This window comes from Brevundimonas sp. UBA6550 (assembly GCF_002434505.1).
Classification (GTDB): Bacteria; Pseudomonadota; Alphaproteobacteria; order Caulobacterales; family Caulobacteraceae; genus Brevundimonas.
Window position 1 is genome coordinate 328,118 of the sequence record NZ_DJKE01000008.1, and the last position, 22,954, is coordinate 351,071.

Annotated in this window: 18 protein-coding genes and 1 pseudogene; 9 read left to right on the plus strand and 10 right to left on the minus strand. The window is 68.0% G+C overall.

All coding sequences use genetic code 11. The annotated features are described in order from the left end of the window. Window positions 1-119 precede the first annotated feature (119 nt). Window positions 120-641, plus strand: a complete 522-nt coding sequence (locus tag B3Z70_RS09520) for a cytochrome b (RefSeq protein ID WP_292019783.1) — start codon at window positions 120-122, stop codon at window positions 639-641. Continuing rightward, a complete protein-coding gene (locus B3Z70_RS09525; RefSeq protein ID WP_292019781.1) occupies window positions 638-1,555 on the plus strand; it encodes an L-threonylcarbamoyladenylate synthase in 918 nt (305 codons plus the stop codon). The genes B3Z70_RS09520 and B3Z70_RS09525 overlap by 4 nt, the downstream gene beginning before the upstream one ends. On the opposite strand, the pseudogene B3Z70_RS09530 reads toward B3Z70_RS09525, so the two are convergent. The 7 genes and pseudogenes from B3Z70_RS09530 to metC all read right to left on the minus strand — a co-directional run bounded on the left by B3Z70_RS09530 (window position 1,552) and on the right by metC (window position 11,193). After that, a pseudogene (locus tag B3Z70_RS09530) lies at window positions 1,552-2,618 on the minus strand (patatin-like phospholipase family protein). The gene B3Z70_RS09525 and the pseudogene B3Z70_RS09530 sit on opposite strands and share 4 nt — an antisense overlap. 31 nt (window positions 2,619-2,649) lie before the next feature. Continuing rightward, window positions 2,650-3,429 (minus strand): 3-hydroxybutyrate dehydrogenase, encoded by a 780-nt coding sequence (locus tag B3Z70_RS09535; RefSeq protein ID WP_292019815.1) that lies wholly within the window; start codon window positions 3,427-3,429, stop codon window positions 2,650-2,652. A 117-nt stretch (window positions 3,430-3,546) separates the two neighbouring features. Next, the gene (yaaA, locus tag B3Z70_RS09540) at window positions 3,547-4,317 is read right to left on the minus strand and encodes a peroxide stress protein YaaA (RefSeq protein ID WP_292019779.1); all 771 of its coding nucleotides are present in this window, start codon (window positions 4,315-4,317) and stop codon (window positions 3,547-3,549) included. Between the two features lie 795 nt (window positions 4,318-5,112). Then, window positions 5,113-6,525 carry an FAD-binding oxidoreductase gene (locus B3Z70_RS09545; protein ID WP_292019777.1) on the minus strand — a complete coding sequence of 471 codons (1,413 nt, stop codon included), beginning with the start codon at window positions 6,523-6,525 and terminating at the stop codon, window positions 5,113-5,115. Window positions 6,526-6,573: 48 nt separating this feature from the next. Continuing rightward, on the minus strand, window positions 6,574-8,670 hold the full coding sequence (locus B3Z70_RS09550) for a DNA topoisomerase IV subunit B (protein ID WP_292019776.1): 2,097 nt from the start codon (window positions 8,668-8,670) through the stop codon (window positions 6,574-6,576). Next, window positions 8,645-9,991, minus strand: a complete 1,347-nt coding sequence (locus tag B3Z70_RS09555; protein ID WP_292019774.1) for an O-antigen ligase family protein — start codon at window positions 9,989-9,991, stop codon at window positions 8,645-8,647. The genes B3Z70_RS09550 and B3Z70_RS09555 overlap by 26 nt, the downstream gene beginning before the upstream one ends. Window positions 9,992-10,014: 23 nt before the next feature. Continuing rightward, a complete protein-coding gene (gene metC / locus B3Z70_RS09560) occupies window positions 10,015-11,193 on the minus strand; it encodes a cystathionine beta-lyase (protein ID WP_292019772.1) in 1,179 nt (392 codons plus the stop codon). A gap of 79 nt (window positions 11,194-11,272) precedes the next feature. Between metC and B3Z70_RS09565 the strand changes: the two genes are divergently transcribed. Together B3Z70_RS09565 and B3Z70_RS09570 are read left to right on the plus strand one after the other, a co-directional pair. Continuing rightward, on the plus strand, window positions 11,273-12,370 hold the full coding sequence (locus tag B3Z70_RS09565) for an amino acid ABC transporter substrate-binding protein (RefSeq protein ID WP_292045414.1): 1,098 nt from the start codon (window positions 11,273-11,275) through the stop codon (window positions 12,368-12,370). Between the two features lie 33 nt (window positions 12,371-12,403). Then, window positions 12,404-13,759 carry a dicarboxylate/amino acid:cation symporter gene (locus B3Z70_RS09570; protein WP_292019768.1) on the plus strand — a complete coding sequence of 452 codons (1,356 nt, stop codon included), beginning with the start codon at window positions 12,404-12,406 and terminating at the stop codon, window positions 13,757-13,759. Window positions 13,760-13,764: 5 nt separating this feature from the next. Here B3Z70_RS09570 and sseA read toward each other — a convergent pair whose 3' ends face one another. The 3 genes from sseA to B3Z70_RS09585 are packed head-to-tail and all read right to left on the minus strand — an operon-like array spanning window position 13,765 to window position 17,292. Next, complete coding sequence (sseA, locus tag B3Z70_RS09575; RefSeq protein ID WP_292019766.1) at window positions 13,765-14,589, minus strand: 3-mercaptopyruvate sulfurtransferase; 825 nt, start codon at window positions 14,587-14,589, stop codon at window positions 13,765-13,767. Next, window positions 14,586-15,806, minus strand: coding sequence for an SAM-dependent methyltransferase (locus B3Z70_RS09580; protein ID WP_292019764.1), 1,221 nt, complete (start codon window positions 15,804-15,806; stop codon window positions 14,586-14,588). Before B3Z70_RS09580 ends, sseA begins: the two co-directional genes overlap by 4 nt. Before the next feature lie 31 nt (window positions 15,807-15,837). Beyond that, window positions 15,838-17,292, minus strand: coding sequence for a cryptochrome/photolyase family protein (locus tag B3Z70_RS09585; RefSeq protein WP_292019762.1), 1,455 nt, complete (start codon window positions 17,290-17,292; stop codon window positions 15,838-15,840). Window positions 17,293-17,384: 92 nt separating this feature from the next. Here B3Z70_RS09585 and kdsA point away from each other — a divergent pair, with 92 nt between their 5' ends. From kdsA to B3Z70_RS09610, 5 genes are all read left to right on the plus strand, one after another. Beyond that, window positions 17,385-18,281, plus strand: coding sequence for a 3-deoxy-8-phosphooctulonate synthase (gene kdsA, locus B3Z70_RS09590; protein WP_292019760.1), 897 nt, complete (start codon window positions 17,385-17,387; stop codon window positions 18,279-18,281). 18 nt (window positions 18,282-18,299) lie between these two features. Beyond that, window positions 18,300-19,781 (plus strand): D-glycero-beta-D-manno-heptose 1-phosphate adenylyltransferase, encoded by a 1,482-nt coding sequence (rfaE2, locus tag B3Z70_RS09595; protein WP_292019757.1) that lies wholly within the window; start codon window positions 18,300-18,302, stop codon window positions 19,779-19,781. Next, a complete protein-coding gene (rfaD, locus tag B3Z70_RS09600; RefSeq protein WP_292019755.1) occupies window positions 19,778-20,779 on the plus strand; it encodes an ADP-glyceromanno-heptose 6-epimerase in 1,002 nt (333 codons plus the stop codon). The genes rfaE2 and rfaD overlap by 4 nt, the downstream gene beginning before the upstream one ends. Beyond that, the gene (locus B3Z70_RS09605) at window positions 20,779-21,870 is read left to right on the plus strand and encodes a DUF3089 domain-containing protein (protein ID WP_292019754.1); all 1,092 of its coding nucleotides are present in this window, start codon (window positions 20,779-20,781) and stop codon (window positions 21,868-21,870) included. The genes rfaD and B3Z70_RS09605 overlap by 1 nt, the downstream gene beginning before the upstream one ends. Window positions 21,871-21,945: 75 nt before the next feature. Further along, window positions 21,946-22,935: an SPFH domain-containing protein gene (locus B3Z70_RS09610; RefSeq protein ID WP_292019752.1), complete on the plus strand. Its 990-nt coding sequence runs from the start codon at window positions 21,946-21,948 to the stop codon at window positions 22,933-22,935. The last annotated feature ends 19 nt before the right edge of the window (window positions 22,936-22,954 follow it).

A 22,954-nucleotide genomic window follows, 5' to 3' on the forward strand; every position in this document is an offset into this window, starting at 1 on the left:
TGCCGCGTCGAGGCAGGGTGTCGCAAGCGTCTTGGCGACGCGCCCCGTCTCTGCGCAAGGTGACGTAGTGCCGTCACGGAAGGGAAGCCATGGGCGAACCGCGAAATCGATATTCGACCGTGTCCCTGGTCCTGCACTGGGGGATTGCGGCGGCGGTCCTGATCCAGGTGCTGCTGATCACGGCGCACGAGAATACCGAGGGGCCGCTGTCGGGCCAGTTCGTCATGCTGCACAAGTCGCTGGGTCTGACGATCCTGGTGGCGACGCTGGCGCGCATCGGCTGGCGTCTGGCCCATCCCGCCATCGCCCTGCCGTCCGACCTGCCGCGCTGGCAGAGGCTGGCGGCGCGGGCGACCCATGTGCTGTTCTATCTGGCGCTGATCGTGATTCCGATGACCGGATGGCTGGCGTCTTCGGCCGGCGGTCGCGCCATACAATGGTTCGGCCTGTTCGAATGGCCGTTGCTGCCCATCGGAGGAGGGCGAGAGGCCGCGCGCGGCCTGATGGCCGTCCATGGTCTGGCGGTGAAGGGGCTGTATGTACTGATCGCCCTGCACGTCCTGGCGGCGCTGAAGCATCAGTTCATCGACCGGGACAATGTGCTGCACCGGATGATCCCGCTGATCCCGCGCCGACCATGAGCGCGACGCCGCAAGAGGCTGCCGACGCCCTGAAGGCCGGGGCGCTGATCCTGCTGCCGACCGAGACGGTCTATGGCCTGGGCGCAGACGCCGGGAACCCGCAGGCGGTCGCGGCCATCTTCGAAGCCAAGGGCCGGCCGCGATTCAATCCGTTGATCTCGCATGTCGCCGATGCGGCGGCGGCGGCCGAGATCGCCGTCTTCGACGCCGCGGCTCAGGCTCTGGCCGACGCCTTCTGGCCGGGACCGCTGACCCTCGTGGCGCCTGTTCGGGATGCAGGGCGGGTCTGCGATCTGGCTCGCGCCGGGCTGGACAGCGTGGCGATCCGGGTTCCGGCCCATCCGATGGCTCGGGCGGTTCTGGCGGCCTTCGGCGGTCCGGTCGTGGCGCCGTCGGCCAACCGATCGGGACGGCCCAGCCCGACGACTTTCGACGATGCGGTGGAGGAGACCGGTTTCGCCGTCGCCGCCGCCGTCGATGGCGGGCCGTGTCAGGTGGGGCTGGAAAGCACGGTCGTGTCGGTGGTGGACGGCCGTGTCGCCTTGTTGCGGCCCGGCGCGGTGACGCGGGCCCAGATCGAGGCCGTGGTCGGACCGTTGGCGGAAAACGGGGAGGGGCGGCGCTCTCCGGGGCGATTGACGCTGCATTACGCGCCGGACGCCCCGGTGCGGATCGAGGCGGCTGCGGCGCGGCCGGGCGAAATTCTGCTGGGGTTCGGCCCCGGCGTGGGCGAGACGCGCTGGAGCCTGAGCCCCAGCGGCGACCTGGCGCAGGCGGCGGCCCGTCTGTTTCGGCTGCTGCGCGAGGCGGATCGCACCCGGCCGGTCGGCATCGCCATCTCGCCGATCCCGGCGACAGGACTGGGCGAGGCCATCAACGATCGTCTGCGCCGCGCCGCCGGCTTCGTCGGCTAACCGAAGCGGGCCTGCATATCGACGCTGGCGTGACGCCCCACGGCGCCCAGACAGCTTTCCAGCCATTCGTCGGCGGCGGCGCGACCGCGCGTCTTCAGATCGTTCAGGAAGCTCCATTCGGTGTTGAACTTGGTCCGCAGCGACAGGTCCGACAGCCAACGATCCGCCTCGATGGCGTGCATCCGAACGTGGCGATAGGGGCCCTGTCCGCCCACGTCGATCTGGCCCTGGCCGATCATCTCGCCCGCGATGGCGATGGCGCGAAGTTCCGCGACCAGGGGGGCGTTGAAGACGATCTCGTTCAGCCGATCCATGATGTCGGCGGCGCTGCGCGGCGTTTCCTCGCGGGCCATGGGGTTCAGCGTGATCAGAAGCACGTCGTCCGGCGTGTCCTCGCCCGTCAGGGGCCACAGCGGCGGATTTGTCAGATAGCCGCCGTCCCAATAGGGCTCGCCCTCGATCTCGACCGCCTGGAACAGGTGGGGCAGGCAGGCCGACGCCATCAGGACGTCGGCGTTGATCTCGCTGGCGGTGAATATCCGCGCCCTGGCCTGACGCACCGCCGTGGCGGCGACGAACAGTTTGATGTCGGACGCCTGGACGGCGCCGAAGTCGACGGCGGCCTTCAGAACCCGTTTCAGAGGATTGTGGTTCAGGGGATTGAATTCATAGGGGCTCATCGACAGGGCCAGCGTCTCGCCGGCGCGCCAGAAGGGGTTGTCCTTCATCCAGTCCGGCGGCTGGGCGGCATTCCAGATGGCGCTGTCGCCAAAGACGTTGCGACCGCCCGACTGGTTCACCTCGCGCCACAGCTTGTCCAGCGCGGCCCGGCCGTCGCCGGCGGCCAGGCCGGACACCAGGGCGGCGGCGTTCATCGCACCGGCCGAGACGCCCGATATTGCGCGAACGTCCAGCCGGTCGTCCTCAAGCAGTCGGTCCAGCACGCCCCACTGGAAGGCCCGTGGGCGCCGCCGCCCTGAAGCGCCAGGCAGATCGGTCGTTTGCCGGGCGGCTGAGCGCCCGTGTCCGCCGGTTGGGGGGTCTTGCGTCTGAAGATCGCCATGTCGCCCCCGTCGCCCCTGCCTGTCAGGCCCTTACTGGGCGGTCCAGCCGCCGTCGATGGAGAAGCTGGCGCCGTTGGCCGAGGCGCCCAGGTCGCTGACCAGATAGAGGAAGATTCCGGTCAGCTCCTCGGTCTTCACGAACCGCTTGGTCGGTTGGGCGGCCAGGATCACGTCGGTCAGCACCTGCGCCTCGCTCATGTTGCGGGTGCGGGCCTGGTCGGCGATCTGTTTCGACACGATGGGCGTCTCGACGAAGCCGGGGCAGATGGCGTTGCAGGTGATGTTGTCGCGCGCCAGCTCCAGCGCCACGGTCTTGGTGAAGCCGACGATCCCGTGCTTGGCCGCGACATAGGCGGATTTGAACGGACTGGCGACCAGGCCATGGGCCGAGGCCATGTTGACGATCCGACCGCGCCCCTGCGCCTTCATGATCGGGATGGCGGCGCGTGTGGCGTAGAAGGCCGAGGACAGGTTGATGGCGATGATCTTCTCCCACTGATCGGCAGGGAAGTTCTCGACGGATTCGACGTGCTGAATGCCGGCGTTGTTGACCAGAATGTCCAGCCGACCCAGCTCGCGATTGGCGAAGGCGACCATGTCCGCGATCTGGTCGCCCTGGGTCATGTCCGCCGGATGATAGAGGACGCGCCGTCCGGACGAAGCCTCCAGATCGGCGCGGGTGCGTTCGATCTCGGCTGGATCGCCCAGGCCGTTCAGCACCACGTCGCCGCCGGCCGCCGCCACCGCCCGCGCCAGGGCCAGGCCGATGCCGGAGGTCGAGCCGGTGACGACCGCGACCTGACCGGACATCTCGCCGATCTGGCGAACCGGCGAGGCCTGGTCTTCGGTCGAGGAGTGAGGCCGTTCTGACATGGGTCCGCCCTTTATGATCTTTCGGTCGAGACTAGCGGCATGACGCGCCGGGGATCAAGAATTTCCCGACCTGATGAATATCCAGTCGCTGTCGGTCGATGCGGCCTTGTCGAAACGATAGCCGTCGCGGTCGAAAGCCTTCAGATCCTCGACCCGTTCCACCCGCTCGTCGATGGCGAAACGGGTCATGGCGCCGCGCGCCTTCTTGGCGAAGAAGGAGACGATGCGGGTCTCGCCGTTCTTTTCCTCGCGAAACTGGGGCGTGACGACCGGCAGGTTCAGCGCCTTGGCGTCCACTGCGCCGAAATATTCCTGGCTGGCCAGGTTCACCAGGGTCGGATCGGCCTGGTCGGCCGCGTCCGCGTTCAGCTGTTTGGAGATGCGGTCGCCCCAGAAGTCGTAGAGGCTGTTGCCGCGCCCGGTCTTTAGGCGGGTGCCCATCTCCAACCGATAGGGCTGGATCCGGTCCAGCGGCCGCAACAGGCCATAGAAGCCCGACAGGATGCGGACGTGCGCCTGGGCGAAGTCCAGGGCCTCAGCGCCCAGTTCGCGCGCCTTCAGCCCCTCATAAACGTCGCCGGCGAAGGCGAAGGCGGCCTGGACGCCGTCGGTCGATTCGGACTCGAAGGCCTTGAACCGTTCGACGTTCAGGGTCGCCAGATCGTCGGAAATCCCCATCAACCGACGCAGATCCGCCTTGGTCTGGCGCCGGGCGGTCTTGGCCAGGCTGTCGGTGTCTTCCAGAAAGCGGCGGTCGGAGCCGGGCAGGGCCGGGTCGGCCGGGGTGAAGTCCAGTCGCTTGGCGGGGGAAAGAACGATCAGCAAGACAAGGCTCCGTGACGAAGCCGCCCACATAGGCCGCTTCGACGACGATTTGAACCGGGTGCGGCGACGGGGCGCCGGGCCTTCGCCCAGAGTGTGATGAAAGATTACCGTTTCGACGAAGTTCGACGCTCCGCGCGGAAGGTTGGCCTGCTGATCCTCGGGGCAAGCCCGAGGACGGGGCGTCGAGCGATGGCGGTCTTATCGCCTAACCCCATAAGCCTGCGACGGGTCGACGGGGTCTGCGAACCCCGTCCCGAGTGCGATCGAGTATCCCCCTCGATCCTCCGACACCGCTCCATGAGTCGATGTCGGCGCTGGCCGTTTCGGACCCGCTCCCGTTCCATCCGCTCCAGCCGCCGCAAGATCGCAGGCCAAACGAGCCCTCCGGTGTGACGAAACGGGGAGTAGAATACGCGCGTTTTGGAGGGGGGACATAATTCGGCAAGCGGTTGGATTCTCTGACTATGAACCAGCGGCATTGCGATGGCTGTGGCGATATCCCCCCCGCCGTCATCCTCGGCCTTGTGCCGAGGATCCATACGCTCGGTGTTCCCAGATCGTGGCGCGGCGGCTGACACCGGGATTATGGATCCTCGGCACGAGGCCGAGGATGACGAAGTGGGGTGGCGTGGCGGGGCATCGTCTCCTCCCTGCGGAGCGGGGAGGTGGCTCGAAGCGCAGCGGAGAGACGGAGGGGCTCTTGGCCGCATCACAGGCGCCTGTGGGACTTCGATACCCCCTCCACCACGCTACGCGCGGTCCCCCTCCCCATTGCATGGGGAGGAGACGGTTTGGTCAGAAAAGCACCGCGGGGTTCATGATGCGGTTGGGGTCGATGGCGCGGCGGATGGCGGCCATGGTCTCGATTTCGAGGGGGGACTTGTAGCGGCGCACTTCCTCGGTCTTCAGGCGGCCGAGGCCATGTTCGGCCGAGATCGAGCCGTCGTAGCGGGCGACGACGTCGTGGACGACCTGGGAGCCTTCCTTCCAACGGCCGATGAAGGCGGGAATGTCCTGGCCGACGCCCGGCAGGATGTCGTAGTGCAAATTGCCGTCGCCGACGTGGCCGAAGACCGAGATGCGGGCGCCGGGGTGGAAGCGGTCGACGGCGGCTGAGGCTTCGTCGATGAAGTCGGCGATGCGGCTGATGGGCACGGAGACATCGTGTTTCCAGCCGCCGCCCTCGGGCTTGAGCGCCGCCGAATGTTCTTCGCGAAGACGCCAGAAGGCCGCCCGCTGGGCGTCGTTCTGGGCGATGGCCGCGTCGTTGATCAGTCCTTCCTCGAAGGCGACCTCGAGCAGGCGTTCAAGCTGGGCCTCGGCGCCGCCGGGTGTGCCCGAAGCGATCTCGATCAGGACGTACCAGCCGGGGGTCGACTCCAGCGGCTCGCGGGTGTCGGGGATGTTCTTGAGGACAAGTTCCATGCCCAGACGCTTCATCAGTTCGAAGGCCTCCACGCCGCCGCCGGTCTCGGCCTTGGCGCGGGCCAGCAGTTCGACCGACGCGGCGGCGGTCTCCAGACCGACGATGGCCACGGCGCGCGACCGCATGATCGGAAACAGCTTCAGGGTGGCGGCGGTGACCACGCCCAGGGTGCCCTCGGCGCCGATCAGCAGCTGCTTCAGATCATAGCCGGTGTTGTCCTTGCGCAGCCGTTTCAGGCCGTTGAACACCTCGGCATTGGGCATGACCGCCTCGATCCCCAGCACCAGATCGCGCATCATGCCGTAGCGCAGAACCTGGGTGCCGCCCGCATTGGTGGAGATGACGCCCCCGATGGTGGCCGAGCCTTCGGCCGCCAGGCTGAGCGGGAAGTAGCGGCCCGCCGCCGTCGCCGCCTGCTGCGCCTCCAGCAGGGTCAGACCGGCCTCGACCGTCATGGCGTCGTCCAGCGGTGTGACGTCGCGGATGGCGCGCATCTTCTTCAGCGACAGCAGGACTTCGCCGAAAGGAACCTGACCGCCGACCAGGCCGGTGCCGCCGCCCTGGGGCGTGATGGCGACGCCCTCGCGCGCGCAGATGGCCACGGCGTGGGCGACCTCCTCCGTCGAACGGGGTGTCAGCAGGATCGGCGTATTCCCGGTCCAGCGATTGCGCCATTCGGTCAGGAAGGGCGCGACGACATCAGGGTCTTGCGTCCAGCCGCCGGAACCCATGGCGGCCTTCAGGTCGTCGAGGACGGCGGATGAGGGGGCGGTCGTGCTCATGCCCCCTTGTGTCAGGCGTCGCCGTGCGTTGGAAGGGCCGCGATGGCGTCAGACGTCCAGTTCTTCCTTCACGAACTGCGCGTTCTCCTGAATGAACTGGAAACGGGCGTCGGCGCGCTTGCCCATCAGGCGTTCGACCAGATCCTCGACGCTGGATTCGGCGTCGGGCACGGTGATGCGCGCCAGGGTCCGCTTCTTCGGGTCCATGGTGGTTTCCTTCAGCTGGGACGCCATCATTTCGCCCAGGCCCTTGAACCGGCCGATCTCGGTCTTCTTGCCCTTGAAGACGGTGGCCAGCAGTTCGTCGCGGTGGGCGTCGTCGCGGGCGTATTCGCTCAAGGGGCCGGCGGAAATCCGATAGAGCGGCGGCAGGGCCATGAAGACCCGGCCCTGACGGATCGTCTCGGGCATGACGCGATAGAAGAAGGTGATCAGCAGCGCGGCGATGTGGGCCCCGTCCACGTCGGCGTCGGTCATGATGACGATCCGCTCGTAGCGCAGGTCGTCGATGTTGAAGCGATTGCCGGGCTGGACGCCAAGGGCCAGGGCCAGGTCGGACAGTTCGACGTTCTGGCGCAGCTTGTCGGCGGTCGCGGACGCCACGTTCAGGATCTTGCCGCGCAAGGGCAGGATGGCCTGGGTCGTGCGGTCGCGCGCCTGTTTGGCCGAGCCGCCGGCCGAATCGCCTTCGACGATGAACAGTTCTGTCCCTTCGGCGGCCTGGCGGCTGCAATCCGACAGCTTGCCGGGCAGGCGCAGCTTGCGCGTGGCGGCGGCGCGCTGGACCTCCTTGTCCTTGCGGCGGCGCAGGCGATCCTCGGCGCGGTCGACGACGAAGCCCAGCAGGGCGTTGGCCTGTTTGGGGCTCTCGGTCAGCCAGTGGTCCAGGGGGTCGCGCAGCAGCTGTTCGACCAGACGGGCGCCTTCGGGCGAGGACAGGCGGTCCTTGGTCTGACCCTGGAACTCGGGGTTTCTGATGAAGACGCTGATCAGGGCGCCGGCGTTGGCGATGACGTCTTCGGCGGTGATGATGCCCGCGCGCTTTTCGTTGGTCAGTTCGCCATAAGCCTTAAGTCCCTTGACCAGGGCGGCGCGGAAGCCGGCCTCGTGCGTGCCGCCGTCCGGCGTCGAGACGGTGTTGCAGTAGGACTGGATGAAGCCGTCGGCCTCGCCAAAGCCGATGGGCGACCAGGTGACGGCCCATTCGAAGGCGCCCGCCTCGCCCTGACGCTCGGCGCGGCCGGCGAAGGTGGGTGTGACGGTCTCAAGCTGGCCGATGCGGTCGGTCAGGGCGTCGGCCAGACCGCCGGGGAAGTGCAACAGGGCCTGGGCCGGGGTGGCGTCGGTGATCCGATCCTGCGCGCAGGTCCATTTGATCTCGACGCCGCGGAACAGATAGGCCTTGGACCGCGCCATGCGGAACAGGCGCGCGGGCTTGAAGGCCGCGCCCATGCCGAAGATTTCCTCGTCCGGCTTGAACCGGATCAGAGTGCCCTTCTTCTTTGACGGCTGGACCTGCTGGATGGGGCCCAAGACGTGGCCGCGCGAGAAGGACTGCTTCCACTCGAACCCGTCGCGCCAGACGGTGACGTCGAGATGTTCCGACAGGGCGTTGACGACCGAGACGCCGACGCCGTGCAGACCGCCAGAGGTTTCATAGGCCTTGCCCGAGAACTTGCCGCCCGAGTGGAGGACGGTCATGACCACCTCCAGCGCCGACTTGCCGGGATGTTTCGGGTGGGGATCGACCGGGATGCCGCGTCCGTCGTCGCGCACGGACAGATAGCCGTCGGCGTCCAGATCGACCGTGATCAGCTTGGCGTGGCGGGCCACGGCCTCGTCCATCGCATTGTCGAGGACTTCGGCGAACAGGTGGTGCAGGGCGCGTTCGTCGGTGCCGCCGATATACATGCCGGGGCGTTTGCGGACGGGCTCCAACCCCTCCAGCACTTCGATCGATGAGGCGGAATAGCCGGTGGCGGCCGCCGTGGTGGCCGTGGCCTGAACAGGGGGCGGCGCAGGGGTCGGGACGACAGCGGGCGCAGCCGCAGGCGGCGTCATCACAGCGGGCTGCGACGCCTTTTGGGGCGGCTCGGGTTTGCGAGCTTCGGGTTCGTCGTCAAAAGCGAAGAGGTCGGCGGCCATTCACATAGTCTGAGGCGATTCGGGAGCGGGTCTGGTAGGCCCGCAACGCCGGCCGAGCAAGCGGGGCGCGCACGGGGGCCGGATCGAAGGTCACGGCCCGCGCCGCAATGGCCAACATCAGCACCCAGGGCAGGTTGGCGTGGGTCAGCAGCACGCTCTCCGACAGGCTCAGCGCGGTGAAGCCGGCCATATAGGCGATGCTCCAATAGCCTTCGCGCGCGCCAAGACCGTTCAGCCGCGCCACGATCAGCACGGCCGAGATCGCCATCAGGGCGCCGACGGCGACGGCGCCAGGCCAGCCCAACTGCACCAGAAGGTCGATCCAGCCGTTGTGGGCGCTGGGCACCGGCCATTGGGTCTCGATGCGGATTTCGCGCGCGGGAATGGAATCCACCCCCCAGAAGGCGCTGAAGCCATAGCCGGTCCAGGGGCGTTCGGCGACCTTTCGCATCAGCGCCTCCCAGATCAGGGTGCGGCCGGTCAGGGACGGATCCTTGCCCAGGGCCTCCAGGATGGCGGCGGAATCGGAGTTCCACAGCCAGGTCGCGGTGGCGACCGTGACCACGCCCAGCCAGACGCCGACGACGGTGATGACCGCGCCACCCTGTTTCAGCGCCCACCAGCCGCCCACCATGCCGACCCCCAGCATCCAGCACAGCAGCGAGGTCTTGGACTGGGTGGCCAGAACCAGCAGCGTGGTCAGGGCCAGGGCGATCAGGGCGGTCCAGACGCCGTCCCGGCGGCCCGCGATGTGATCGGCGGCCAGGGCGGCGGCGGCCGAGACGGCGCCGACCACCATGACCAGGCCCATCTGGTTCTTCTCGTACCACAGGCCGCGCCACAGGCCGGCGTTGTCGAACTGGTGCACCCCGACCTTGGGATAGGCGAAGACCATGATCAGACTGCCGACCGCCATCACCAGGCAGGTATGCATCAGAAGGCGCGGCAGAGCGGCGTCACGGAAGCGCGCGCCCAGATAGACGGCGAAGGCGCTATTTATCGCCATGGCGATGACCCGCCGTTCGGTCACGCCCGGGTCGATGGACCAGTACTGGGACGCAAAGGCCAGGGCCACCAAGCCGAACATCATCAGCCAGGCCGGCCAGGCGCGGATCACCCGATCGAAGCGGAAGACGATCAGTCCGGCGATGATCGCATAGACCGGCAGCCACATCAGGCGCAGCACGGGCGTCTCGGCCTGGTCCGGCGCGATCACGGGTGCGATCAGGGCGCCGGTCAGCATGAAGACGACGAAGCCGGCCGCCAGCTGTTCCCACAGCGGCGGCGAATCGTTCGGGACCTGGACGGGCGATGCGCGCACGGGCGGACAGTCCGTCGGGGCGCTTAAGGAAGGGTGAGCGCGGCGCGGAAGGCGGCCAGGCCGATCTCCAGATCGGCGATCAGGTCTGCCGGGTCCTCCAGTCCGATGTGCAGGCGGATCAGTTCCCCCTCCAGCGCCGGGGGATGGGCGCGATAGACCATCTGGTGCGTCTCTTGCGTGATCAGGCTTTCGAACCCGCCCCAGGAATAGCCCAGGCCGAACAGGGTCAGGGCGTCCAGGAACGTCTCGCCCGCCGCCGCGTCGCCGCCGTTCATCACGACCCCCATCAGGGAGGCGGCGCCGGTGAAGTCGCGCGTCCAGAGGGCATGACCGACGGCGCCGGGCAGGGGCGGATAGAGGACGCGCGAGACCTCGGGGCGCGCCTGAAGCCACTCGGCGACCCTCAGGGCCGAACGCGCCTGTTCGGCATAGCGCAGCGGCAGGGTGCGAAGGCCCCGCAAGGCCAGCCAGGCGTCGTCGGGCGAGACGTGCCAGCCCAAATCCTCGATGGCGTCGGCGATGGCGCGGCGATAGGCGGGGGCGTTGGCGGCGATGCTGCCCATCAGGATGTCGGAATGGCCGCCGACATATTTCGTCACGGCCTGGACGCTGACATCGACGCCGTGGGCGAGGGGACGATAGGCCAGGCCCGCCGCCCAGGTGTTGTCCATGACGGTCAGCACGCCGCGCGCGCGGCAGGCGCTCGCCACCGCCGCCACATCGACCATGTCGAAGGTCAGGGACGCGGGCGATTCCATCAGCACCAGCCGCGTCCGGTCGCCCAGCGCCGCGATGACGGCCCTCGCATCGGCGTCGGCGGGCAGGAACCGGGTCGTGACGCCCCGCGCGGCCTGATAGCGGCCGAGGAACCGGCGGGTCGGCCCATAGACGGCGTCGGTCGTCACCACCTCGTCGCCGGGGCGCAGCAGGGCCAGCAACGGAACCGTGACCGCGGCCAGGCCAGAGGGAACCAGAAAAGCCTCGTCGGCGCCTTCAAGATCGGCCAGGGCAAGACGAAGCTGCCGCGCCGCGCTGGTCCCCGAAAGGCCGTAGGTCGGCCCGTCCGTCTCGTCGCGCATGACGCCGGCGGTGTCGCTGAGCATCGTCGAGGCGCGTTCCAGCGGCGGATTGACCGGGCGGCGGCCCTGGCCCCGGCGCGTGGCGGAGGCGATCAAGCGGGTGCGGTCCGAATGCGTCGGCATGGGGAATCCATGGGTTGCGGTTCAGGGCCTAAAGGCCTCTAAAGCCTGCGTGGGCGCAAGCGGCGAGGGACCAAACGCGATGCGGTGCTGGATGATCGGGACGATGGCCCTGGCCCTGGCCCTGCTGGCCGCCGGTTGCGGACGCCAGGATGCGCCGCCCGCCACCCCCGAACCCGCCGCGACGCCCGTCGCCAACGGCCCCGCGGCCTTGCCGGAGAGCCCGACCGTGAAGGCGATCAAGCGTCGCGGGCGTCTGAACTGCGGCGTTCACCAGGGGCTGGTCGGCTTCGCCTATACGGACAACCGGGGCCAGTGGCGCGGGTTCGACGTCGACTTCTGCCGCGCCACGGCGGCGGCGGTGCTGGGCGACGCCAATGCGGTGCGGTTCGTGCCCCTGTCGGCGGCCGAGCGCTTCGCCGCCCTGAACGACGGGCGGATCGACGTGCTGTGGCGCAACTCGTCCTGGACGATGACGCGCGACGCGGGCGAAGGCTTAGTGTTCGCGGGCGTCAACTATTACGATGGTCAGGGTTTTCTGGTCCGGCGCGCGCTGAACCTGAACAGCGCCACGGAGCTGACAGGCGCGCGGGTGTGCGTGCAGTCCGGCTCGACCTCCCAGGCCAACGCGGCCGACTATTTCCGCTCGCGCGGCATCGAATACCGGCCCGTGGTCTTCGACACCGAAGAGGCGGCGCGCGACGCCTATAACCGCGAGGACTGCGACGCCTTCAGCGCGGACATCTCGGCCCTGGCGGCGGCGCGCACGGTGCTGAGCAACCCCAACGAACATGTGATCCTGTCGGACGTGGCGTCCAAGGAGCCGTTGGGGCCAGTGCTGAAGGCGGGCGACGAACGCTGGGCCGCGACCGTGCGATGGACGCTGAACGCCTTGATGCTGGCGGAGGAACTGGGCGTCACGCGCGAGGGCGCCGACGATCTGGCCAAGACCGCGACCGACCCGCGCGTGCGGCGATTGCTGGGGGCGGAGGGCGATTTCGGACCGATGCTGGGGCTGTCCAAGACCTGGGCCCGGGATGCGGTGTCGGCGGTCGGCAACTATGGTGAGATTTTCGAGCGGAATCTGGGTTCGCAATCGGCGCTCGACCTGGACCGCGGTTTGAACGCACAATGGAACGCGCGCCCGGCCGGCTTGATCTATGGCCTGCCGATCCGATAAGCGCCGAAAGCAGCATTGCTTCCTGGGGGAAAGATGACCGAGACGAAACGCGGCCTCGCGCTGCATTGGCTGATGCTGATCGGCTTTTCCGTGGGGTTGGTCGGGGGGCTTCTGGTCAATCTGGCCGTCGGCGCCGATGCCGCCTGGGTCGTCTGGCTGACGGACAATGTGACCGGACCGATCGGTCAGATCTTCCTGCGCCTGCTATTCATGATGGTGATCCCGCTGCTGTTCTCGGCCCTGGTGGTCGGGGTGGCCGAGATGGGCGACCTCAGCGCCCTGGGGCGTGCGGGCATCAAGACCCTGCTGCTGACCATCGTGGTGTCCAGCATCGCCGTGGTCATCGGCCTGGTGATGGTCAATGTCTTCCAGCCCGGTCGCGGGGTCGATCCGGCGGTGGCGCAGCAGCTGCTGGCCCAGGGCAAGGACGGCGCGGCCAGCATCGTTCAGACCGGCCGCGACAGCTCGATCCAGCTGGGCGACTTCTTCCTGGATCTGGTGCCGTCCAATGCGGTCGCGGCGGCGGCGGAGAACGCCATCTTGCCCCTGATGATCTTCGCCCTGTTCTTCGGCATCGGCCTGGTCATGGCCAAGAGCCCGGCGACGGATAGACTGCAGGAGGTGATCCAGGGGATCTTCGAGGTCTCCATGACCCTGATCAACCTGTTCATCAAACTGGCGCCGCTGGCCATCGCCTGCCTGATGTTCAACCTGGCGGCCCTGTTCGGATGGGATCTGCTGGTGCGGCTGGCGGCCTTCGTCGGCGTCGCCGTGGGCGCGATGGCGATCCATATGTTCGTGGTGTATCCGCTGGTGATCTGGCTGCTGGCCGGGCGTTCGCCCATCGCCTTCTTCAAAGGCGTGCGCGAGCCGATGGTGGTGGCCTTCTCGACCGCCTCGTCCAACGCCTCCCTGCCCGTGTCGTTGAAGGCGGCGGAAGAGCAGCTCAAGCTGCCGCGCAGGATCGCCCGTTTCGTCCTGACCGTGGGGGCGACCGCCAACCAGAACGGCACGGCCCTGTTCGAGGGGGTGACGGTGCTGTTCCTGGCGCAGTTCTTCGGCGTCGACCTGACGATCACCCAGCAGGTGGTGGTGATGCTGGTCTGTATTCTGGGCGGCGTGGGCACGGCGGGCGTGCCGGCCGGCTCCCTGCCGGTGGTGGCCATGATCCTGGTGATGGTGAAGGTGCCGCCCGAGGGCATCGGCCTGATCCTGGGCGTCGACCGCTTCCTGGACATGTGCCGCACCACGCTGAACGTGACGGGCGATCTGGTTCTGGCGACCGTGGTGTCGCGCGGGGAGGTCGACACGTCGGACGCACAGGCCCTGAGAGAAGAGGAAGGCCTGCCTGGCGCGGCTCGCCGCGGCCTGACGCACGAAACGGTCTGAAGGGATCAGCCGGTCTGGACGGGCGTGTCCGCGCGCCCGCCCCATTCCGACCAGGAGCCGTCGTAGAGGCGCGACGCTCGGCCCAGTTCGGCCAGGCCCAGCGTCAGAATGGCGGCGGTGACGCCGGAGCCGCAGGTGGTGATGGCGGGCTGGTCAAGATCCACCCCGGCGTCGACGAAGGCCCGGGCCAGGGCGTCGCCGCGCTTCATCCTGGCGTCGGGGTCGAGCAATCGGCCGAAGGGCAGGTTGACGGCGCCAGGCATATGGCCGCTGCGAACGCCAGGGCGCGGTTCGGCCGCCTGGCCCGCGAAACGGGCGGTGCCGCGCGCGTCTATGACCTGAGCGCCCCCATCCAGCGCGTGTCGAACATCGTCCAGCCCGGCGACGACGGCGGGCGTCGCGACGGCGTCGAACATGGCGGGCCGGGGGTCGGCGGCCCCTCGCTCCACCGCAAACCCCTGAGATTGCCACAGCGGAAGGCCGCCATCCAGAACGCGGACGTCGCGCGCGCCCATTGTCCTGAACATCCACCAGACGCGGGCCGCCGAAAACAGGCCGGCCGTGTCATAGACCACGATCAGATCGTCCGCCGCCACGCCCAGCGCGCCGACCGCTTCGGCGAAGTCCGCAGGGGCGGGCATCATATGGGGCAGGGGGCTGTCGGGGTCCGACACGGCGTCCAGATCGAAGAAGACGGCCCCCGGAATATGCGCCTGCTCGAAATCGGCGCGGGCGTCGCGGCCGTCCAGATGCCAGCTGGCGTCGACGACCCGCAAGTTGGGCTGGCCCAGCCGGTCCGCCAGCTCTTCGGCCGAGATCAGAAAGCTCATGCGCGCGCCAGGGTCAGTTGGATCACATCGGTGCGGGCCGAGCGAAAGCCCGCCTCGCAATAGGCCAGGTAGAAGCGCCACAGACGCCGGAAACGCTCGTCGAAACCGTTCATGCGGCTGATGTCGCCCCAGGCGGCCTGGAACCGCTCGTCCCAGAGCTTGAGCGTCTCGGCGTAATCCTGACCGAACCGCTCCACGGCCTGCCAAGTCAGGCCTGCGGCCTTCGTCACCGGCGCCAGCCGCTCTTCGGACGGCAGCATTCCGCCGGGAAAGACGTATTTCTGGATGAAGTCGGTGCGGGCGTTGTATTCGTCGAACAGGGCGTCCTGGATGGTGATGATCTGCAGGCCTGCCACGCCGCCAGGCGTCAGGACGTCGTGGATCTTGCCGAAATAGGCGGGCCAGTATTCCTTGCCCACCGCCTCGAACATCTCGATGGAGGCGACGCGGTCGAAGCGGCCCTGAACGTCGCGATAGTCGATCAACCGGATGTCGGCGCGATCCGACAGACCGGCGTTGAACAGCCGCGCCTGGGCGAAGTCGTGCTGCTCCTTTGAGATGGTGATGCCCGTGACGCGAGCGCCGATGTCGCGCGCCACGAACTCGGCGAAGCCGCCCCAGCCGCAACCGATCTCCAGCACGGTCATGCCGGGCTTGATGTCCATCATACGGATCAGCGCGGCGTATTTCTCGCGCTGGGCGGCCTCAAGCGGTTCGCCCGCACGACCGAAACGGGCCGAGGAATAGGTCATCGAGCCGTCAAGCCAGCTGGCGTAGAAGGCGTTGCCCAGGTCGTAGTGGGCGTGGATGTTCTTTTTCGAACCCGTGCGGCTGTTGCGGTTGCTGCGATGGGACAGCCAGTTGACGGCCATCATCAGCCAGTTGCCGTCGAACAGGCGGCGGATGTGGTCGTAGTTGTCGACCAGCGTCTCCAACAGGGCGGCCAGATGCGGGCTATCCCATTCGCCCGCCATATAGGCCTCGGCGAACCCGATGTCGCCGGCGGCCAGGACGCGACGGGCGAAGCGATAGTCCTTGACGTTCAGAATGCCGCACGGGCCCGGACGGTCGCCCTGCAGAACATGCACCTCGCCGTTCGGCAGTTGGACGGTCAACCGGCCGAAGGTCCAGTTCCTGGCCAGCAGGCGCAGCATCATCGCAAACACCCGAGGGGTCTGGCGGGCGACGGCTTCGAGATCGGCGCTGGCGACGCTCATGCTTGGACTTTCGGCTTGAAGGACATGTCGGTCAATCGCGATCGCTATGATCGTCGCCGCGACCGGAGACGGCTTTCAGGGCGTCGAGCGCGCGGGCGCGGGCCATTTCATGTTCGACGATGGGGCGGGGATAGTCGTGGCCCATGCGCACGCCCGCCTCGTGCAACACCTCTGCGGGCGCCGTCCAGGGGGCGTGGAGCCAGCGGTCGGGCAGGCGGGCCAATTCGGGAACCCAGCGGCGCACATAGCCCCCCTTCGGATCGAACTTCTCGCCCTGGGCGATGGGGTTGAAGATGCGGAAATAGGGCGAAGCGTCGGCGCCGGAACCCGCGACCCACTGCCAGTTCTGCACATTGCTGGCCACGTCGGCGTCCACCAGCGTGTCCCAGAACCAGGCCTCGCCTTCGCGCCAGTCGATCAGCAGATGTTTGATCAAGAAGGAGGCGACGATCATGCGCACCCGATTGTGCATCCAGCCGGTGGCCCACAGCTGGCGCATACCGGCGTCCACCAGCGGATAGCCGGTGCGGCCGCGCTTCCACGCCTGGAGCCCCTTGGGATCGTCACGCCAGGGCATGGCGTCGTATTCGGGGCGGAAGGCGTGATGGACGATGTAGGGGAACTGGTGCAGCAGGTGGGCCGAGAACTCGCGCCAGCCGATCTCGGCGACGAACTTTTCGGCCTCGGCGGGCGAGACCTTGCCGGCCTCGGCGGCCTGGCAAGCGCGTTCGATGGCGCGCCACGGACTGATCTCGCCCCAGTGCAGATGCGGGGACAGGCGGCTGGAGGCGGGGCGGTCCGGGAAGTCCCGGTCCTTTGCATAGGTCGCCAGTCCGTCGGCGAGGAAAGTCGACAGCGCCTCCAACGCGCCCGCCTCGCCGGGCGTCCAGTCGAAGCCGCCGGACCAGTCGGGGAACGCGGGATGCAGACCCCAGTCGTCCAGATCGTCGCTGGCTATCCGTCCAGGCGTCTCGATTTGCCGTGGGCCGGTCGTATGCGGCGGCGGCTCCGACATCGATAGCAGCGTCTTAAGAAAGGGCGTGAAGACCTTGTATGGATTGCCTGACCCGTTCAGCACGGCGCCCGGTCGGCACATCAGAGTTCCGTTAAAGCCCCGGCATTCGACACCGTCGGCCTTCAGGGTGTGGGCGATCTCCGCATCCTGTTCGAAGGCGCCCGGCTCGAACAGGCGGTTCAGGAAGACGGCGTCGGCGCTGGTCTCCGCGATCAGGGCCTGCAAGGCGGCCAGGGACCCGCCACGCCGCAGGATCAGTCGCGCGCCGCGATCCGTCAGCGCGGCGTCCAGGGCCCGCAGAGACTTGTCCAGCCACCATTTCGATGCCGCGCCGATGGGCCGGTCGTAATGGTCGTCCAGGATGAAGACCGGCATGATGGGCCGACCCGTCTCGACCGCATGATTCAGGGCCGGATTGTCGTGAAGCCGCAGGTCGCGCCTGAACCAGAGGATGACGGGCTTATTGGCCAAGCGGGCGAACTCCGTGATAACTTGCGCTCATCGCCGACGAGCGCCAACTGATGGCCTCAGGTTTGCGGCATCCCGCACGCCAGACCCACTAAATGCAGAAAGCCGTACCCGTGAGCCGACCCAATGCTGTCATTACGTTGTCCGAAGGTCTTCGGACGCCTGTCGTCATCGGCGGCGGCGCACGAATCGCCTTCATCGCCGGACCGTGCCAGATGGAAAGCCGCCAGCACGCGCTGGAAACGGCGCATCAGCTGAAGGAAATCGGCGAGCGGCTGAACGCGGGCATCATTTACAAGACCAGCTTCGACAAGGCCAACCGCACCAGCGCCAGCGCCGCGCGCGGGATCGGCCTGAAGGAGGCCCTGCCCATCTTCGCCGAGATTCGCGAGGTCACCGGCCTGCCGACCTTGACCGACGTCCATTCCGAGGCGCAATGCGGGCCGGTGGGCGAGGTGGTGGACGTGCTGCAGATTCCCGCCTTCCTCAGCCGCCAGACCGATCTGCTGCTGGCCGCCGCCGCCACGGGCAAGGCGATCAACATCAAGAAGGGCCAGTTCCTGGCGCCGTGGGACATGAAGAACGTCATCGCCAAGGTCGTCGGCGCGGGCAATCCGAACGTCATGGCCTGCGAACGCGGCGCCAGCTTCGGCTACAACACCCTGGTCAGCGACATGCGCGCGCTCCCGGTGCTGCGCGATATCGGTTGCCCGGTCGTGTTCGACGCGACCCACAGCGTCCAGCAGCCGGGCGGGCAGGGCACGTCGTCGGGCGGCCAGCGCGAATTCGTGCCGGTTCTGGCGCGCGCCGCCGTCTCGGTGGGCGTGGACGCGGTCTTCATCGAGACCCATCCCGACCCTGACCACGCGCCGTCGGATGGCCCGAACATGGTGCCGCTGGGTCAGTTCGAGGCCCTGGCCGCGCAACTGATCGCCTTCGACGACCTGGCCATCAAGCTGGGCGCCAAGGCGCCGGTGGCGCAGGCGGCGTGAATCCTCTAGGTCGGGCGAATGTCTGACACCCTGGATCTGGGCGCCCTGCAAAGCCTGCTGGAGCGCGTGCGCGGCCTGAAGATCGCCTGCGTCGGCGACCTGATGCTGGATCGCTACGTCTATGGCGAAGTCAGCCGTATTTCGCCCGAGGCGCCGATTCCGGTCCTGCGCGCCGCGCGCACCGTCGCCATGCCCGGCGGCGTGGGCAATGTGGCGCGCAACATCGCGGCCCTGGGGGGCGTGGCCCGGCTGGGCGCCGTGGTCGGAGACGATGCGGCGGGGGCGGAGTTGACCGCGCTGATCGCCGCCGAAGCGGGCATCGAGGATGTGCTGGTCAGGCCGGCGAGGGCGGCGACCATCGTCAAGACGCGGTTCGTGTCGTCGGGACAGCAGTTGCTGCGGCTGGACGTCGAGGCGGCGCCGGTTGCCGTCGAGGATTCGGACGCCTTTTCCGACGCTTGTGTCTATCTTCTGTCGGACTATGCGAAGGGCGTCGTCGGGGACGCCTTGATCGAGGCGGCCCTGACGGCGGCCAAGGCCTCGGGCGCGCCGGTCGTGGTTGATCCCAAGGGGCGGGATTTCGCCCGCTACGGCGCGGTGGACGTCATCAAGCCCAACGCCTCGGAGCTGGCGGCGGCGACGGGTCTGCCGGTCGGAACGGACGCAGAGGTGGAGGCGGCGCTGGAGGCCCTGCTGGCCGCCACGACCGCCAAGGCCGTTATCGTCACGCGCGCCGGCAAGGGCATGAGCCTGGCCAGACGGGGCGCGCCGGTGAAGCATTTCCCCGGCCGGGCGCGCGAGGTGTTCGACGTCTCCGGCGCCGGCGACACCGGTCTGGCGGCCATCGGCCTGGCGCTGGGCGCCGGCGCCTCGCTGGAGACGGCGGTGCAGTTCGCCATCCTGGCCTCGGGCGTGGTGGTCGGCAAGGCGGGCACCGCCGTGGTCACGCCGGCCGAGCTGATCGAGGCCGAGGTGAGCCAGCACGCCAGCGCCGCCGTCGCCAAGGTCACGCCGCTGGACGAACTGGCCGCCGAGGTCGAGACGTGGCGGCGTCAGGGGCTGAAGGTCGGCTTCACCAACGGCTGTTTCGACATTCTGCACCGGGGCCACGTCGCCTATCTGGCCCAGGCGCGCGGCTGGTGCGACCGGCTGGTGGTGGCGCTGAACACCGACGCCTCCGTCCGGCGATTGAAGGGCGAGGGGCGACCGGTCAACGATCTGGACAGTCGCGCGGTCGTCATCGGCGGCCTGGCCAGCGTGGATCGCGTGACCAGTTTCGACGATCCGACGCCGCTGGCGCTGATCGAACGTTTGCGGCCGGACGTGTTGATCAAGGGTTCGGACTATAGGCGCGAAGGCGTGGTGGGCGGCGATCTGGTGGAAAGCTGGGGCGGCGAGGTGAAGCTGGCCGATTTCAAGGACGGTTTCTCGACCACCCGGACCATCGAGAAGATGACCACCGGCGCCCCGGCCGCGCCGGCGACAGGACAACAGCAATGACCCCGCGCATGATCGTGGTGACCGGCGGCGCCGGCTTCATCGGCTCCAACATCGTGGCGCGCCTGACGGCCGAGACGGCCTATGACGTCGTGGTCTGCGATCGTCTGGAAACGGCCGATCTGGCCAAGTGGAAGAACCTGGCCAAACATCCCATCGCGGATTTCTGGGCGCCCGAAGAGCTGTTCGAACAGCTGGAACGCCACGCCGAGCGGATCGAGGCCGTGGTTCATATGGGCGCGATCTCTTCGACGACGGAGCCGGATGCGGACCTGATCCTGCGGACCAACTTCACCCTGTCGCGCGAACTGTGGGACTGGTGCGCCATCCGTGACGCGCGGATGATCTACGCCTCGTCGGCGGCGACCTATGGCGATGGAGAGACCGGCTTCAACGACGACGACGATGCGGAGTCCCTGTCTCAGCTTCGACCGCTAAACGCCTATGGCTATTCGAAGATGCTGTTCGACCAATATGCGGTGCGACAGGCGGATCGGGGGCAGGCGCCGCGCCAGTGGGCCGGGCTGAAGTTCTTCAACGTCTATGGCCCGAACGAGGGCCACAAGGGCGGGATGAAGTCGGTCGTGGCCCAAATCTGGCCCAGGGTGCAGGCGGGCGAGACCGTGACCCTGTTCCGCTCGCACAATCCGAACTACGCCGACGGCGGGCAGATGCGCGACTTCGTCTATGTCGACGACGTGGTCGACATCATCGAGTTCCTGCTGCAATCGCCCGAGGTGTCGGGCGTGTTCAACGCCGGGTCGGGACAGGCGCGGTCGTTCGCGGACCTGGCCAAGGCGACATTCGCCGCCGCGGGCAAGGATCCGTCCATCGACTATGTCGACACGCCGGTCTCGATCCGGGATCGCTACCAGTATTTCACCCAGGCGCGCATGGACCGCATTCGCGCCGCCGGCTTCCTGGGACAATCGACGCCGCTGGAAGAGGGCGTGCGCCGCTACGTCCAGAACTTCCTGTCCACGGCCGATCCGTACCGCTGATGCGCCGGCTGACCTTCAGACAATGGGTCGGCTATGCGGGGTTCGCCGCCGTCTTCGTGATGACCGCCGCTGTCGCCGTCTGGAGCGGAGATATCCTGAGGGCCGGGCTGGACCCCCAGGTGCCGTTCCAGACCTACGAGCCGCCGGCCGAGCCGGACTATCGTTCGGCCCTGTCCTGGGCGTTGCAGGACGACGGGCGGTCGGATCAGGCCTCGGTCTTCTTCGTCATGCCGACGACGTTCGACGGCGGTTCGGGCTGGAACGGGGCCATCGATGACGCGCGGGCGAACGCCTATATGCGCCGGGTCGTGCTGCCGAACTACGCCTCGCCGTTCGCGCGCGAAGCCAAGGTCAGCGCGCCGCTGTATCGACAGGCCAGCCTCTATACTCGCCTGACGCTGCGCGACGACGCGCGCGAGGCCCGGGCCTTCGCCTATGGGGACGTAAAGCGGGCCTTCGATCTGTGGCTGCAGAACCATCCGACGGGACCGATCGTCATCGCCGGGGTGGAGCAGGGGGGCGAATTGGCGGCTCGACTGGTGCGCGAGGAGTTGCAGGCGCGGCCGGCGCTGAAGGCCCGTCTGGCCGCCGCCTATCTGATCGAGACGCTGGTCAGCCGCGAGATGTTCGATGGACGGATCGCGCCGTGCGACGCCGCCGACCAGACGGGCTGTCTGGTGGCCTGGATGTCGGTGCAGGACGGCGATGATTCGGCCGCCCGCCGCGCCCTTCGTCGCGCGCTGGAATGGAACGACCGAGGCGAACTGGTGGGGCTGGAAACAGCGCCGATCTGCGTCAATCCCGTCACCGGCGCGACCGCTTACCCGCCCGCCGAGGCCCGACAGCACAGCGGCGCGACCAACGCGACCGGCCTGGAATGGGGCGCGCGGCCGGCCCTGACCGGGCGGCTGATCTCGACCGAATGTCGTGGCGGCCTGCTGTGGCACAGCGCACCGGACGCCGACTTCCTGACGGCTGGAGGAAGCTGGGCGGATCGGCGCAAGATCGAGCCCTACAACCTGTTCTATGGCGATATCGAGCGCGACGTGGCGACGCGGGTCGGCGCTTGGCGGCGGCGAAACGGCGCCTGAGACAACAGGCGCCGCCGGTTTCTGTGGCGCCGCTCGCGCGCAGCGGGTAGGCTTGACGCCTCAGGGAGGATCCGAATGGACGTGACCACCATCTTCGCCGGCGTCGTGCTGCTGCTGGCTATCGTGCTCTTGATCAGCGTGATCAAGATTGTGCCGCAAGGCTGTGAATTCACGGTCGAACGTTTCGGCAAATACACCAAGACGCTGAGCCCCGGCATCGGCTTCCTGACGCCGTTCGTGGAGCGCGTCGGCCGTCGCATGAATATGATGGAACAGGTGCTGGACGTCCCGACCCAGGAGGTCATCACCAAGGACAACGCCATGGTGAAGGTGGACGGCATCGTCTTCATCCAGGTGATGGATTCCGCCCGCGCCGCCTATCGCGTCGACGATCTGCCCTACGCCATTTCGCAGCTGTGCATGACCAATCTGCGGACCGTGGTCGGTTCGATGGAGCTGGACGAGGTGCTGAGCCAGCGCGACAGCATCAACACCCGCCTGCTGCACGTCATCGACGCCGCGACCGAACCCTGGGGCGTCAAGGTCAACCGCATCGAAATCAAGGACCTGACGCCGCCGACCGACATCACCAACGCCATGGCCCGCCAGATGAAGGCCGAGCGGGAGCGCCGCGCCGTCATCACCGAGGCCGACGGCGAGAAGTCCGCCGCCATCGCCCGCGCCGAGGGCGCCAAACAGGCCGCCATCCTTCAGGCCGAGGGGCGCAAGGAAGCCGCCTTCCGCGACGCCGAGGCGCGCGAACGCGAAGCCGAGGCCGAAGCCCGCGCCACCGCCATGGTGTCGGAGGCCATCGCGCGCGGCGACGTGAACGCCATCAACTATTTCGTGGCGCAGAAATACGTCGAAGCCTTCGCCGAACTGGCCCGCAGCCCGCAGCAGCGCACCGTCATCGTGCCCGCCGAAATGGGCGCCCTGGTCGGCACCATCGCCGGCATCGGCGAGATGGTCGGCCTGGCCAAGCAGCAGAACGGACCCACGGCCGCGCCCGCGCGTCCGGCCCCGCCGCGTCGTCCTGCGCCCGGCAGCGTCCCGCCCTCCGCCTGATCCCCTTAGGAAGCTGATC

Bases quoted from the DNA above. Each gene is read 5' to 3' on its own strand.
- B3Z70_RS09525 (WP_292019781.1), top strand. From the start codon at position 638: ATGAGCGCGACGCCGCAAGAGGCTGCCGACGCCCTGAAGGCCGGGGCG.
- B3Z70_RS09535 (WP_292019815.1), bottom strand. From the start codon at position 3,429: ATGTCCGGTCAGGTCGCGGTCGTCACCGGCTCGACCTCCGGCATCGGC.
- B3Z70_RS09545 (WP_292019777.1), bottom strand. From the start codon at position 6,525: ATGAGCACGACCGCCCCCTCATCCGCCGTCCTCGACGACCTGAAGGCC.
- B3Z70_RS09550 (WP_292019776.1), bottom strand. From the start codon at position 8,670: ATGGCCGCCGACCTCTTCGCTTTTGACGACGAACCCGAAGCTCGCAAA.
- metC (WP_292019772.1), bottom strand. From the start codon at position 11,193: ATGCCGACGCATTCGGACCGCACCCGCTTGATCGCCTCCGCCACGCGC.
- B3Z70_RS09565 (WP_292045414.1), top strand. From the start codon at position 11,273: ATGCGGTGCTGGATGATCGGGACGATGGCCCTGGCCCTGGCCCTGCTG.
- B3Z70_RS09570 (WP_292019768.1), top strand. From the start codon at position 12,404: ATGACCGAGACGAAACGCGGCCTCGCGCTGCATTGGCTGATGCTGATC.
- sseA (WP_292019766.1), bottom strand. From the start codon at position 14,589: ATGAGCTTTCTGATCTCGGCCGAAGAGCTGGCGGACCGGCTGGGCCAG.
- B3Z70_RS09580 (WP_292019764.1), bottom strand. From the start codon at position 15,806: ATGAGCGTCGCCAGCGCCGATCTCGAAGCCGTCGCCCGCCAGACCCCT.
- kdsA (WP_292019760.1), top strand. From the start codon at position 17,385: ATGCAGAAAGCCGTACCCGTGAGCCGACCCAATGCTGTCATTACGTTG.
- rfaE2 (WP_292019757.1), top strand. From the start codon at position 18,300: ATGTCTGACACCCTGGATCTGGGCGCCCTGCAAAGCCTGCTGGAGCGC.
- rfaD (WP_292019755.1), top strand. From the start codon at position 19,778: ATGACCCCGCGCATGATCGTGGTGACCGGCGGCGCCGGCTTCATCGGC.
- B3Z70_RS09605 (WP_292019754.1), top strand. From the start codon at position 20,779: ATGCGCCGGCTGACCTTCAGACAATGGGTCGGCTATGCGGGGTTCGCC.
- B3Z70_RS09610 (WP_292019752.1), top strand. From the start codon at position 21,946: ATGGACGTGACCACCATCTTCGCCGGCGTCGTGCTGCTGCTGGCTATC.